The following is a 13034-nucleotide window of genomic DNA, read 5'->3' as shown; positions in this document are numbered from 1 at the left end:
GGCCCGCACATCGGTGCGGAGAGCGCTCCCAGACTGTCCGTGACGGTGGCGGGCGATCGTGCCATCGCCGCCGCGTCCGGCCTTCGTCACCTTCCCGCATCCGCATTCCCCCCGCGCTCCCCGAGCCGGCCCGGAGTCTTTCCCCGCTGCCGCCGCTTGCGGACGTTGCGCAGGCGGCCTGCCCGTAATAGCCGGATCCACCCCTCCGTGTACAGCCTTCCGTCCGTACTTCTGCGGATGCTTGGCGCATGCGACGGGCCAAGGCTGTCAATGATTTACGAAATCAACGTGACATCTTGCGGACATTCGTCGGCGGTGGTTGAGTGTGGTCCGCCGCACAGCTCGGGGCTGTGGGCTTCCCGCACTCCTGCCCTTAAGGGGTCCACCGATGAGAAGTTCTGTTCTTCGTCGTACCTGCACCGCCGCCGTCGCCACCGCACTGGCCGTCACCGGCCTGGCCGCCTGCAACTCCGAGGGCGAGAGCGCCGCGGACGGCAAGACGCGCATCACGGTCAACTGCTGGCCCCAGCCGAGTGCGAAGATCGACCACCAGCGGTTCGACGAGGACGTCAAGACGTTCGAGAAGCAGAACCCGGACATCGACATCACCGCGCACGACGCCTTCCCGTGCCAGGACCCCAAGACGTTCGACGCGAAGCTGGCCGGCGGTCAGATGGAGGACGTGTTCTACACGTACTTCACCGACACCGAGCGGGTCGTCTCCATCAACCAGGCCGCCGACATCACCGAGTACGTCAAGGACCTCAAGGCGTACAAGGACATAGCCCAACCCCTGCGCGACGCCTACACCGTCGACGGGAAGATCTACGGCGTCCCGCGCACCAACTACTCCATGGGCCTGCTCTACAGCAAGTCGCTCTTCACCAAGGCGGGCCTCGACCCGGAGAAGCCGCCGGCCACCTGGCCCGAGGTCCAGGCCGCCGCCAAGAAGATCGCGGGCCTGGGCAACGGCACCGTCGGCTTCGCCGAGTACAGCGCCCAGAACCAGGGCGGCTGGCACTTCACCGCCCACATCTACTCCCAGGGCGGCTCCGTCGTCAGCGAGGACGGCAAGAAGGCCACCGTCGACACCCCTGAGGGCAAGGCCGTCCTGCAGAACCTCAAGGACATGCGCTGGCGCGACAACTCCATGGGCGCCAAGCAGCTCCTCATCATCAACGACACCCTCCAGATGATGGGCTCCGGCAAGCTCGGCATGTACCTCGCCGCCCCCGACAACGTGCCGCGCATCGTCAAGGAGGCCGGCGGGAAGTACGAGGACCTCGCGTTCGCCCCGATGCCCGGCGGCAAGGGCACCCTCATGGGCGGCGACGGCTACATGTTCAACAAGAAGGCCACCCCCGAGCAGATCAAGGCCGGACTCAAGTGGCTGGAGTGGACCTTCCTCACCCCCGGCCAGGGCTACATGAACAACTACGCCCGCGCCGCCGAGGACAAGTCACCGGTCGGCCTGCCCGAGCCGCGCCTCTTCACCGGCGCCACCGACGCCAAGGACCAGGAGCTGAAGAAGGCCTCCGCCAACGTCCCGGTGGAGAACTACCAGGCGTTCATCGACGGAGGCCAGCAGCTCGACATGAAGCTGGAGCCCAAGCACGGCCAGCAGATCTACGCCGTCCTCGACGGCGCCGTCTCCGCGGTGCTCACCAAGAAGGACGCCGACATCGACCAGCTCCTCAAGGACGCCCAGTCCAAGATCGACGGAATCCTGACCCGGGGCTGATCCATGAAGACCACGTCCCAGCCCGCACCACCCGCGGTGACGCGGCCCGCCGGCACGGCGCCCCCCTCGGGGGGCGCCCGCCCGGCGGGCCGCGGGCCGCTGGGCCCGCTCCGCCGCAAGATCGCCGACCAGGCCACCGCCTACGCGTTCCTGACCGGCGGTCTCCTCTGCTTCATCCTCTTCTCCTGGTACCCGGCCATCCGGTCGGTGATCATCGCGTTCCAGAAGTACACGCCCGGCTCCGACCCCCAGTGGGTGGGCACCGCCAACTTCACCCGGGTCTTCCAGGACCCGGAGTTCACCGCGGCCTGGCGCAACACGCTCACCTTCACCGTGCTCGCCCTGGTCATCGGCTTCGCCATCCCGTTCGTCATGGCCCTCGTCCTCAACGAACTCCGCCACGCCAAGGCGTTCTTCCGGGTCGTCGTCTACCTGCCGGTGATGATCCCGCCCGTGGTCAGCGCCCTGCTGTGGAAGTGGTTCTACGATCCGGGCGCCGGCCTCGCCAACGAGGTGCTCGGCTTCCTCCACCTGCCCACCTCGAACTGGACCAACGGCGCCGACACCGCACTGGTCTCCCTCGTCATCGTCGCCACCTGGGCCAACATGGGCGGCACCGTCCTCATCTACCTCGCCGCGCTCCAGGGCATCCCCGGCGAGCTCTACGAGGCGGCCGAACTGGACGGCGCCTCCCTCTGGCAGCGCATCCGGCACGTCACCATCCCGCAGACCCGCTTCATCATCCTGATGCTGATGCTGCTCCAGGTCATCGCGACGATGCAGGTGTTCACCGAACCCTTCGTCATCACCGGAGGCGGGCCGGAGAACTCCACCGTCACCGTGCTCTACCTGATCTACAAGTACGCCTTCCTCTACAACGACTTCGGCGGCGCGTCCGCCCTCAGCGTGATGCTCCTGCTGGTGCTCACCGCCTTCTCCGCCCTGTATCTGCGACTCACCCGCACCGACTGAGAGGAGCGGCCGCCCACCATGACCCAGACAGCTCCGCCCCCGGTACAGCAGCCCGTCGCCGCCCTCACCGGCCGGCCGGCGGACGCACCCGCCGAGCGCTCCGTACGCACCATCGTCTCCCCGCTCGCGCTCGCCGGGCGGCGCGGCAAGGTCACGTACTGGTCGGTGTTCGCCCTCGTCGTCGTCCTCTTCGCCTTCGCGTTCCTCTTCCCCGTCTACTGGATGGTCACGGGCGCGATGAAACCGCCCGAGGAAGTGGTGCGCACCCCGCCCACCCTCGTCCCCGAACAGTGGCAGGTGACCGGCTACACCGACGCCTGGGACCTGATGCGGCTGCCGACCCACCTGTGGAACACGGTGGTCCAGGCGACCGGCGCCTGGGTGCTCCAGATCGTCTTCTGCACGGCCGCCGCCTACGCCCTGTCCAAGCTGAAGCCCGCCTTCGGCAAGGTGATCCTCGGCGGCATCCTCGCCACCCTGATGGTCCCGGTCCAGGCCCTCGTCGTACCGAAGTACCTGACCATCGCGGACATGCCGCTGATCCACGTCAACCTGCTGAACGACCCGCTGGCCATCTGGCTGCCGGCCGTCGCCAACGCCTTCAACCTCTACCTGCTCAAACGGTTCTTCGACCAGATCCCGCGCGACGTCCTGGAAGCCGCCGAGATCGACGGCGCGGGCAAACTCCGTACGCTCTGGTCCATCGTGCTGCCCCTGTCCCGCCCGGTGCTCGGCGTCGTCTCGATCTTCGCGCTCGTCGCCGTCTGGCAGGACTTCCTCTGGCCCCTGATGGTCTTCTCCGACACCGAGAAACAGCCGATCAGCGTCGCCCTGGTCCAGCTCTCCCAGAACGTGCCCCTCACCGTGCTGATCGGCGCCATGGTCATCGCGAGCATCCCGATGGTCCTGATGTTCCTGGTCTTCCAGCGGCACATCATCGCCGGAATCAGCGCGGGCAGCACCAAGGGCTGACCGGCCGGTCAGCACCGGGCGGGACCTGAGGCCGACCGCACCCGCCGCCCACCCCGGACCCGCCGCCGTCCCCGGCCTTCCCGCCCCGCTCCGGGGCGGCGGCGCCAGAACCTCCAGCTCCTCCCTGTTGCGCGACCGGCACACCCCGCCGGCGACCGCGCCCGTCCGAAAGGAACCCGCCTTATGGAAGGCAGCCAGCTTGCCGCCGACGACTGGTGGCGCTCGGCCGTCATTTACCAGGTCTACGTGCGCAGCTTCGCCGACGGCGACGGCGACGGCACCGGCGATCTGACGGGCGTGCGGTCCCGGCTGCCCTACCTGGCCGAACTCGGGGTCGACGCACTGTGGTTCACCCCCTGGTACCTCTCCCCGATGGCGGACGGCGGCTACGACGTCGCGGACTACCGGGTCGTCGACCCGGCCTTCGGCACGCTCGCCGAGGCGGAGAAGCTCATCGCCGAAGCCCGGCAGGCGGGCATCCGCACCATCATCGACATCGTGCCCAACCACGTCTCCGATCAGCACGTGTGGTTCAAGGCGGCGCTCGCCGCGGGCCCCGGCAGCCCGGAGCGCGAACTCTTCCACTTCCGCCCCGGCCGCGGCGAGAGGGGCGAACTCCCGCCCAACGACTGGGAGAGCGAGTTCGGGGGAGTGCCCTGGACCCGCACCGAGGACGGCGAGTGGTACCTGCACCTCTTCGCCACCGAACAGCCCGACCTCAACTGGGCCCACCCGGCCGTACGCCAGGAGCACGAGGACGTCCTGCGCTTCTGGTTCGAGCGGGGCGTCGCCGGGGTCCGCATCGACTCCGCCGCCCTCGTCGCCAAGGACCCCGCCCTCCCCGACCTCGCCGGACACCCGGGACCGCACCCGTACGTCGACCGGGACGAGCTGCACGACATCTACCGGAGCTGGCGGGCCATCGCCGACGAGTTCGACGGCATCTTCGTCGGCGAGGTCTGGCTCCCCGACTCCGAGCGCTTCGCCCGCTACCTGCGCCCCGACGAGCTGCACACCGCCTTCAACTTCAGCTTCCTCAGCTGCCCCTGGGACGGCGAGCGGCTGCGCCGGTCCATCGACGAGACCCTCGCCGAACACGCCCCGGTGGGCGCCCCCGCCACCTGGGTCCTCTGCAACCACGACATCACCCGGACCATCACCCGCTACGGCCGTGAGGACACCAGTTTCGCCTTCACGGCCAAGGCGTTCGGCGTCCCCAGCGACCCGGAACTCGGCACCCGCCGCGCCCGCGCCGCCGCCCTGCTCTCCCTCGCCCTGCCCGGCTCCGTCTACCTCTACCAGGGCGAGGAGCTGGGCCTCCCGGAGGCCGACGTACCGCTGGACCGCATCCAGGACCCGATGTACTTCCGCTCCCAGGGCCGGGCCCCCGGCCGCGACGGCTGCCGCACCCCGCTGCCCTGGGCGGCGGACGAACCGTACGCGGGCTTCGGCTCCACGGTGGAACCCTGGCTGCCGCTCCCGGCGGACTGGTCATCCCGCGCCGCCGACCTCCAGGCCACCGACCCCGGCTCCATGCTGTCGCTGTACCGCGAGGCCCTGCGGCAGCGCCGTTCCCTGCCCGAGCTGCACACCGGGCAGCTGCGCTGGCTGAGCGAGGAGCGGGACGTCCTCGTCTTCGCGCGCGGCGCCACCCTCGTCTGCGTGGTCAACCTGGCCGAGACCCCCGCCGAACTCCCGGCGCACACCGGCGTACTGCTGTCCAGCAACCCCCTGGACGAGGACGGCCGGCTGCCGAAGGACACGGCGGTGTGGCTGGCGGTCTGACCCCCGTACGAAGGATCCGGCCCCGGACACCGCGACGGCGTCCGGGGCCGTTCCCCAGGCCGCCGCGACCGGGCCCCGCGACCGGGCCGCGCGGCCTCGCGGCGATCATCCGGACCGGTGTTCCAGCAGGGTCACGGCGAGGGCGACCTGCGAGGGTTCCAGCGCGGTCCTCCCGTCCTCGATGTCCCAGAGCGCGTTCTGCAGCACCCGGCCGAGCGTCCAGCCGGTGGCCCGCCGCCGGTCCAGCGCGAGCGCCTCGGTGAGCTGGTCGAACCGGTGCAGCACCGGGCCCGTCACCCCGCCCTCCACCACCCTCTCCCAGCGGATGTCCAGGGCGGGCCACAGCTCGAAGCCCGGGTCCCCGGCCAGCGGCTCGGGGTCGATCGCGAGCCACGGCTCGCGCTCACCGGCCAGCACGTTGCCGTCGTGCAGATCCCAGTGGAGCAGCCGGTCACCCGCCTCGCCGGCCAGCTCGGCCACGGCGGCCGCACAGGTGCGTACGAGCTCCCGTTCCGCCGGATCACGCAGCAGCACCAGTGCCTCGGGCGCCCGTGCCACCATCGCGGCGGCGACATCGCCGAGCCGGCGCATCCCCGGCGGCGCGGGCACCGCCGACAGCCGCGCCATGAGCCCGGCCAGCACCCCCATCACCACCGCGTCGTCCGGCTCCGCCGACAGCGGGCGCCCCGCGTCCAGGCGCTCCAGCAACTGGGCACCCGCCACCGGGTCGACCTCGATCAGCCGCACCACCCCGTCGCCGTCCCAGGCCCGGAGCCCGGCGGCCACCCCCGCGTTCTCCGCACCGGGCGGCTGGAGCTTGAGCACGGCGCGGGTACCGTCCGCGCGGACCACCGGCAGCACCAGCCCGGCCATGCCGTGGGCGACCGGCCCGTCCCGACGCAGCTCCCAGCGGCCCAGGAACTCCGCCGCCAGCCGGGGTAGCGCGGCCAGCCACGCCCGCCCCCGGGCGTCGCCGGGCGCACCGTACGACGCGACCAGGGCGCCGGGGACACCGAAGGCGGGGGAGGGGCCGGAGGGGATGGAAGGGCCGGGGCTCATACAGGCAACTCCTCGGGGAACGCCCCCTGATCGCGTCGGGAGGCAGCGTCGGCGAACCCCGGCAGTCTGCCGCCGGAGCCGTACGCCCCGCGCACCGTTTTCCGCCGGGCAGGGCAGAAAGGCCGAGCACCCCACCCACCCCCGGCTGAGTATCCGCACTCAGGTCCGAGCCCCTCGCCACCGCGACGATGAACACGACCGCGAAGCCCAGGTCAACCCTCCCACCAGGACCCCAGGAGAACCGTGCTCAGCAACGTCGCAGCCGCCGTCGTCCCTCGCTTCGGCCGCCTCACGGTCACCTCCGACCACGGCAGCGCCCCGGCGCCCGGCTCCATCATCGTCGCCAACCACACCTCCCTCGCCGACCCCGGCGTCGTCCTCGCCGCGCTGCGGCGCCTCGACGTCGAACCGGTCGTCCTGGCCACCGCAGGCCTCTGGCGCATCCCGGTCCTCGGCCAGCTCCTGGAGCGCGGCGGCCACGTCCCCGTACACCGCAACACCCACCGGGCGGCGGACGCCCTCGACACGGCCGCCGCCGCGCTCAGGTCGGGCCGCCACGTCCTCATCTACGGGGAGGGCCGGATTCCGCCGCGCAGGGACGCGGCCGAGGCGCCGCCGGAGAGCTTCCGCAGCGGCCTCGCCCGCCTGGCCCACGCGTCCGGCGCGCCCGTCGTCCCCCTCGGGCAGGCCGGCGCCCGCCGGGTGACCTCCGGCTCGGTCGCCAAGCAGATCGCCGGGTTCCTCACCGCGCCTGCTCGCCGCCCCCGCCTCCACGTCCACCTGGGCGCGCCGCTGCACCTGCCCCCGGGCGTCGAAGCCGCGACCGCCACCGCCCGCGAGGCCGTCACCACCGCCTGGCGCACGGCCGCCCGGCACCTGGGGGGTGTCTGACCATCCCGCGTGGGCGGGCGACGCCCGGGTGGCGCCGCTGACCCGGGCGGCGTAGGTATGTAGGGCATGGTGTTCCGGCGAGGAGACGGATCGGCGATGACGGAGGCAGAGCGGACCACCCCTGTGCACGGCGTTCCCTGCTGGGTCAGTCTCATGACCCGGGACCTGCGCTCCGCCCAGGACTTCTACACGGCCGTCCTCGGCTGGGATTTCCGCTCCGGCACCCTGGGGGAGGGGTTCACCGTCGCCCACGCCGACGGCCTGCCCGTCGCCGGGATCGGCCGCATCGGCCCCGGCCTGCCCACCGCCACCACCTGGACCCCGTACTTCGCCGTCTCCGACGTGGACGCCACCGCCGCCCGCGTACGGGAACGCGGCGGCACCATCGCCGTCGGCCCGCTCCGGCTCGGCCCCGGCAGAGGAGCCGTGGCCGCGGACCGCGAAGGGGCCGGGTTCGGCTTCTGGGAGGGCCGGACCCCGCCCTGGTCCATCGGCCGCGGCAGCGCACCCGCCTCCCTCGAACTGCGCACCAGCCACGCCTTCGACGCCGCGATCTTCTACTCCGAGGTCTTCGGCTGGGACCCCCACGACCCCGGCGGCTGCGAGGTCGGCTACGTCTACCAGCAGGACACCGTGGTCGTCCGCCAGGGCGGCCACACCGTGGCCACCCTGCGCGGCGGCGGCGACGGGGCGTCCCCCGACCCCCGGCTGCGCCCGCAGTGGCACGTCCGCTTCCGGGTCGACGACCTGACGGCGGCCACCGAGGCCGCGCGGAAGGCGGGCGGTGAGGTCTCCCCGCCGACCGTCTCCCCGGACGACGGCCCCGAGTCGATGATCGGCGACCCCCACGGTGCCTTCTTCACGCTCACCTCCCGCCGGTCACCCGCGACCCCCGAGTGACCGACCCCGGTCGAGTCACCGGCCCCGGTCCGTATCAGCAGGTCCGGAAGACGTACCCCTTCCGCCCCGCCGGCCGGACGTCGAGGTCGCGGTGGACCACCGAGAGCTTCGCGCCCACGGCGGAACACGCCTTGGAGAAGTCGCGGGCGGTGTATTCGATGACGAAGACCCTGTTGCCGTACGCGGTGGCGTAGTGGGCGCACTCGTCGTAGCGGCCGCACTCCTCCGCGACCGCGAAGTCGAAGCCGATGCTCTTGCGCTGCCCCAGCAGGTCGGTGGTGTTCTTCTGGCCGATCGCCAGCCCCGCCGCGTGCGCCCGCGTGGCCAGCAGCTTGGCGAACGCGGCGTTGTGCGCCTTGGTGAGCCGGCCACCGGAGCGCTCGTACGAATCGAGGTTGTCCGGCTCCACCGCCTGGAAACCGGCCTTCGCGCAGCCGTCGATCCAGCCGCCGACGATCTTCGCGAGCCGGGTCCGCTTGGCGGCGGTCGAGGTGTCCAGCAGCGCCTCGCCCCAGGCCTCGTCGTTGACCGGCTTGCCGCTGCCGTCGCGCAGCAGCAGGTCCGGGTTCTTCTTCTGCCACCAGTCCATCGCGTCCGGCTGGGTCTGGAAGGCGTTGACGTAACAGAGGTTGTACAGACCGCGTACGGGCTTGGCGCCCCGGTCGCGCGAGAGCGCCTTGACCCCGGCGGGCGGGGTGTAGGCCCCGCCGATCTGGTAGTCGAACGTGGCGTCGGCCTTGGGGAGGACGACCTTCGGCGCGGGCTTGGCCGCGAAGGCGCTGGAGAGCAGGATCCCCGCCCCGGCTGTCACGGCGACCCCGCCGGCCAGGGCCGCGAGGGTGGAGCGGCGACGGAGGAAGGGGGTGGCGGCGTGCTGGGGCATGGGGGGGGGCTCCTGTGCGTGGTCTGCGTACCTGCCCCCGCATCATGGACGGCCGATCATGAGCGAATCGTGAGCGTCAGGCGCCCAGGCGCCTGCCCGGACGCCTGCCCCCATCCCTGCCCGGACGCCTGCCCTCATCCCTGCCCACCCGCCTCCGCCGCGACCGGACCGGCGCCAGCCGCAGCACGAACACAGCACCGCCGCCGGTCCGGGCCCGCACGGTCAGCCCGCCCCCGTGGGCGAGGGCCACCCGCTGCACCAGCGAGAGGCCGATCCCCGTACCGCCGCCCGGCGAGCGGAAGCGCTCCATCAGCTCGGGCAGCCGCCCGGGCTCCACCCCCGGACCGTGATCGGCGACCGAGACCTCCGGTCCGCGTACGGTCACGAGCAGCTCGGCCCCGCCCGGCTCCCCGGGCTTACGGCCGTGGCGTACGGCGTTGTCGAGCAGGTTGCGTACAGCCACCCACACCAGCGCCGCGTCCGCGTCGACCACCGACTCCTCCAGCCGCAGCTCCAGCCGGTGCCCGCCCTCCGGCAGATCGGCGCACACCTCCTCCACGAGCTGGTCCAGCCGCAGCGGCTCGGCCCGCACCGACTCCACGGCGGCCTCCAACCGCCCCCGGGTCAGCAGGTTCTCCACCACATGACCCATCCGGTCCGCCGCCCGCCGGATCCTCGGCAGATGGGCCGCCGACTCGCCCGAACCGCGCTCGGCCATCTCCACCGAGCCCCGCATCACCGCCACCGGGGTCCGCAGCTCGTGCGCCGCGTCGGCGAGCAGCCGCTCCTGCTGCTCCAGCGCCTGCCAGGCGGGCCGCATGGACCGCCCGGAGAGCACATGGCCGGTGAGCGCGGCCAGGGCGGTGAGGGCGGCGCACCCCACGACGAGGGAGAGGACCAGGCTGCGGTGCTCGGCCGACCCGTACGCCGGGTCCCCGACCGCGACGGCCGCGCCCGCCACCTCGTCGGTCGCGTCGTGCCAGAAGGGCACGGCCAGCAGCCGGACGGGACCGCCCGTACGGTCGCGAGCCTCCTCCCGCACGGTCTCCTCGGTGCGCATCGCCGAACCCGCCGCCCGGGCGAGCGCCGCGGCCGGTACGTCGAACTGCTGGACGCTGCCCCGGAACACCACGGCCGGGCCCTTACCCGGCCGCTCCTCCAGCACCACGATCTGCGGCGTGCCCGCGGTCGCCTCGTCGTCGGCCAGGCCGTCGAGGCGGATGCGGTCGTCCTCGTAGTAGACGAGCGAGGCGGCGACGGAGGCCCGGCGGCGCATCTCGTCGTACTCGGCGGCCTCCCGGGACCGGTCGTCGGTGCGGATCACCAGCCAGGACAGGCAGCTCAGACCGACGAGGGTGATGAGCGTGTACGCGGCGGTCAGCCGCAGCTGGAGCCGGCGCAGCCCTCTCCGGGCCGGGGAGCCGCGCCGCGCGGACCCGGCGCCTGCCGTCCGGGTCATGCCGCGCCCAGCAGGAACCCCTGGCCGCGCACGGTGTGCACGAGCGACGGGGTACCGAGCTTGCGCCGCAGGCCCGCGACGACGGCGTCCACCACGTTGGAGACCGGGTCGGCCATCTCGTCCCAGCAGTGCTCCAGCAGCGCCGTACGCGTGACGACGCTGTCCCGGTGCACCAGGAGCTGCTGGAGCACGGCGTACTCCTTCGGGCTCAGCGAGAGCAGCACCCCGCCCCGCCGCACCTCCCGCCGCGCCAGGTCCATCACCACATCGGCGCAGCTCAGGAAGGCGGGCAGCCGCTCGGCCGCCCGCCGGGTCAGGCTGCGCACCCGCAGGACGAGCTCGCGCATCGCGAAGGGTTTGGCCAGGTAGTCGTCCGCACCGCTCTCCAGCCCCCGCACCCGGTCGTCCAGGCCGTCCAGAGCGGTGAGGCAGAGCACGGGCACCGACCAGCCGGACCGGCGCCTGCTCTCCAGCCGTGCGAGGGAGTCGCCGGAGGGCAGCATCCGGTCCAGGACCACACAGTCGTACGCGGTCACGTGCAGCATCACGTCCGCCTCCGGCCAGTCGTCCGCACCGTCGACGGCGAAGCCCGCCTCGCGCAGCCCCGCCGCGAGCACCGCCCGCAGGTCGTCGTCGTCCTCCACCAGCAGCACGCGCAAGAAGACGCCTCCGGGTCTCGGGATGGCCCCCGGGCGCTTCCGTACGGATCGAAGGAGCCTGGCCCGGGGGAGGGACCCGTCATCCTAAGGGGCCCCGTCGAGCTGGGAGCCCGTCGAGCCGGCGGCCCCGTCGAGCGCCTCGGCGGCCTCCGCCACCACGGCCTCGGCCACGGTGGCCAGGGCCGGTGAGTCCAGCTTCCACTGCTGCCAGTACAGCGGGACGTCGATGTGCCGGTCCGGGGCGATGACGACCAGGCGGCCGGTGTCCAGCAGCGGACGGGCATGGACGTCGGGCAGCATGCCCCAGCCCATCCCGGCCACCACGGCGTCCACGAACCCCTCCGACGTGGGCACGAAGTGGCGCCGGGAGCCCGCCCGCGGGCCGCACCCGAGCGCGCGGACGAAGGAGTCCTGGAGGTCGTCGCGCCGGTCGAAGTCCACCACCGGGGCGTCCGCGATCAGCTCGCGCAGCGGGGTCGCCGTCCCCAGCCCGAGCCACCGCCCGGCGAAGGCCGCCGTCGCCACCGGCAGATAGCGCATCCGCCCCAGACTCCGCACCGAACAGCCGGACACCGCCTCGGGAGAGGACGTCACCGCCGCCATCACCAGCCCCTCGCGGAGCAGTGCGGCCGTGTGGTCCTGGTCCTCCCGGCGCAGCTCGTAGCAGATGCCCAGCTCCTCCGGTACGCGCCCGAGGGCGGGCAGGAACCAGGTCGCCAGGGAATCGGAGTTCACCGCGACCGTCAGGCGCGTCGGCTCGCCGGGGCCCGACATCCCGAGGGCCGACTGCGCGTCCTGCTCCAGCCGGGCCAACTGGCGGGCGAAGCGCACCAGGACCTCACCGGACTCGGTGGGCCGTACCGGCTTCGTCCGCATCAGCAGCACCCGCCCGGTGCGCTGCTCCAGGGCCTTCACGCGCTGGCTGACCGCCGACGGTGTCACATGGAGGGCGCCGGCCGCCGCGTCGAAGGTGCCTTCGTCGACGACGGCCAGCAGGGTCCGCACCTGGTCGAGGGGAAGCTCAGACATCACAACAGCTAATGATACGTAAGAATCATTAGCTGTACATGGATGCGGGATCTCTCTAGCGTCGGCACCATGACCAACGCTCTGACCACCGCGGCCGCCGGGTTCGGTACCGGCCTCTCCCTCATCGTCGCCATCGGCGCCCAGAACGCCCTGGTCCTGCGCCAGGGCGTCCGCCGGGAGGCCGTATCCGCGGTGGTGGTCATCTGCGCCCTGTCCGACGCCGTCCTCATCGCCCTCGGAGTCGCCGGGGTCGGTGCCGTCGTCGTGGCCTGGCCGTCCGCCCTGACCGTGGTCTCCCTGCTGGGAGGGGTGTTCCTGATCGTCTACGGCCTCCTGGCCGCGCGCCGGGCCTTCCGCCCCTCCGCCCTGCACCCACAGGACGCGCCCTCCGGGGCGAAGCGGGGCGTCGTGCTCGCCTGCCTCGCGATGACCTGGCTCAACCCCCACGTCTACCTGGACACCGTCTTCCTGCTCGGCTCCGTCGCCGCCGACCGCGGCCCGCTGCGCTGGACCTTCGGGCTGGGGGCGATCCTCGCCAGCGTGTGCTGGTTCGCCGCTCTCGGCTTCGGCGCCCGGCTGCTCAGCGGGGTGCTCGCCCGCCCGTCGTCGTGGCGCGTCCTGGACGGGATGGTCGCCGCGATGATGATCGGCCTCGGCGCCCGGCTGGCCCTGACCGCCTGACCG

At 72.5% G+C, this 13034-nt stretch carries 12 protein-coding genes; 7 read left to right on the top strand and 5 right to left on the bottom strand.

From position 1 onward, the window contains the following. Positions 1-388 precede the first annotated feature (388 nt). The 4 genes from IF17_RS0114890 (at position 389) to IF17_RS0114875 (ending at position 5470) form a co-directional block, all read left to right on the top strand. Positions 389-1741, top strand: a complete 1353-nt coding sequence (locus IF17_RS0114890; RefSeq protein ID WP_030566015.1) for an ABC transporter substrate-binding protein — start codon at positions 389-391, stop codon at positions 1739-1741. A gap of 3 nt (positions 1742-1744) precedes the next feature. Beyond that, entirely contained in the window at positions 1745-2713 is a 969-nt protein-coding gene (locus tag IF17_RS0114885; RefSeq protein ID WP_026242042.1) for a carbohydrate ABC transporter permease, read from the top strand. An 18-nt stretch (positions 2714-2731) separates the two neighbouring features. After that, positions 2732-3685 carry a carbohydrate ABC transporter permease gene (locus tag IF17_RS0114880; protein ID WP_030566014.1) on the top strand — a complete coding sequence of 318 codons (954 nt, stop codon included), beginning with the start codon at positions 2732-2734 and terminating at the stop codon, positions 3683-3685. Positions 3686-3868: 183 nt separating this feature from the next. After that, positions 3869-5470 (top strand): glycoside hydrolase family 13 protein, encoded by a 1602-nt coding sequence (locus tag IF17_RS0114875; RefSeq protein WP_030566012.1) that lies wholly within the window; start codon positions 3869-3871, stop codon positions 5468-5470. Positions 5471-5575: 105 nt separating this feature from the next. Here IF17_RS0114875 and IF17_RS0114870 read toward each other — a convergent pair whose 3' ends face one another. Then, positions 5576-6529, bottom strand: a complete 954-nt coding sequence (locus tag IF17_RS0114870; protein ID WP_030566009.1) for an aminoglycoside phosphotransferase family protein — start codon at positions 6527-6529, stop codon at positions 5576-5578. Positions 6530-6772: 243 nt separating this feature from the next. Here IF17_RS0114870 and IF17_RS0114865 point away from each other — a divergent pair, with 243 nt between their 5' ends. Both IF17_RS0114865 and IF17_RS0114860 read left to right on the top strand, forming a co-directional pair. Then, positions 6773-7420: a lysophospholipid acyltransferase family protein gene (locus tag IF17_RS0114865; RefSeq protein WP_030566007.1), complete on the top strand. Its 648-nt coding sequence runs from the start codon at positions 6773-6775 to the stop codon at positions 7418-7420. Between the two features lie 96 nt (positions 7421-7516). After that, on the top strand, positions 7517-8320 hold the full coding sequence (locus tag IF17_RS0114860) for a VOC family protein (RefSeq protein ID WP_030566005.1): 804 nt from the start codon (positions 7517-7519) through the stop codon (positions 8318-8320). A 34-nt stretch (positions 8321-8354) separates the two neighbouring features. On the opposite strand, the gene IF17_RS0114855 is transcribed toward IF17_RS0114860, so the two are convergent. From IF17_RS0114855 to IF17_RS0114840, 4 genes are all read right to left on the bottom strand, one after another. Next, on the bottom strand, positions 8355-9203 hold the full coding sequence (locus IF17_RS0114855; protein WP_030566003.1) for an endo alpha-1,4 polygalactosaminidase: 849 nt from the start codon (positions 9201-9203) through the stop codon (positions 8355-8357). A gap of 76 nt (positions 9204-9279) precedes the next feature. Then, positions 9280-10662 carry a sensor histidine kinase gene (locus IF17_RS0114850; protein ID WP_030566001.1) on the bottom strand — a complete coding sequence of 461 codons (1383 nt, stop codon included), beginning with the start codon at positions 10660-10662 and terminating at the stop codon, positions 9280-9282. Then, a complete protein-coding gene (locus IF17_RS0114845; RefSeq protein WP_030565999.1) occupies positions 10659-11321 on the bottom strand; it encodes a response regulator transcription factor in 663 nt (220 codons plus the stop codon). Before IF17_RS0114845 ends, IF17_RS0114850 begins: the two co-directional genes overlap by 4 nt. A gap of 84 nt (positions 11322-11405) precedes the next feature. Then, positions 11406-12353 carry a LysR family transcriptional regulator ArgP gene (locus IF17_RS0114840; protein ID WP_030565997.1) on the bottom strand — a complete coding sequence of 316 codons (948 nt, stop codon included), beginning with the start codon at positions 12351-12353 and terminating at the stop codon, positions 11406-11408. Between the two features lie 66 nt (positions 12354-12419). Here IF17_RS0114840 and IF17_RS0114835 point away from each other — a divergent pair, with 66 nt between their 5' ends. Next, a complete protein-coding gene (locus tag IF17_RS0114835) occupies positions 12420-13031 on the top strand; it encodes a LysE/ArgO family amino acid transporter (protein ID WP_030565995.1) in 612 nt (203 codons plus the stop codon). The last annotated feature ends 3 nt before the right edge of the window (positions 13032-13034 follow it).

Source organism: Streptomyces cyaneofuscatus, from assembly GCF_000718135.1.
GTDB classification, from domain to species: domain Bacteria; phylum Actinomycetota; class Actinomycetes; order Streptomycetales; family Streptomycetaceae; genus Streptomyces; species Streptomyces cyaneofuscatus.
This window is presented reverse-complemented; position numbering and strand designations above follow the sequence as displayed.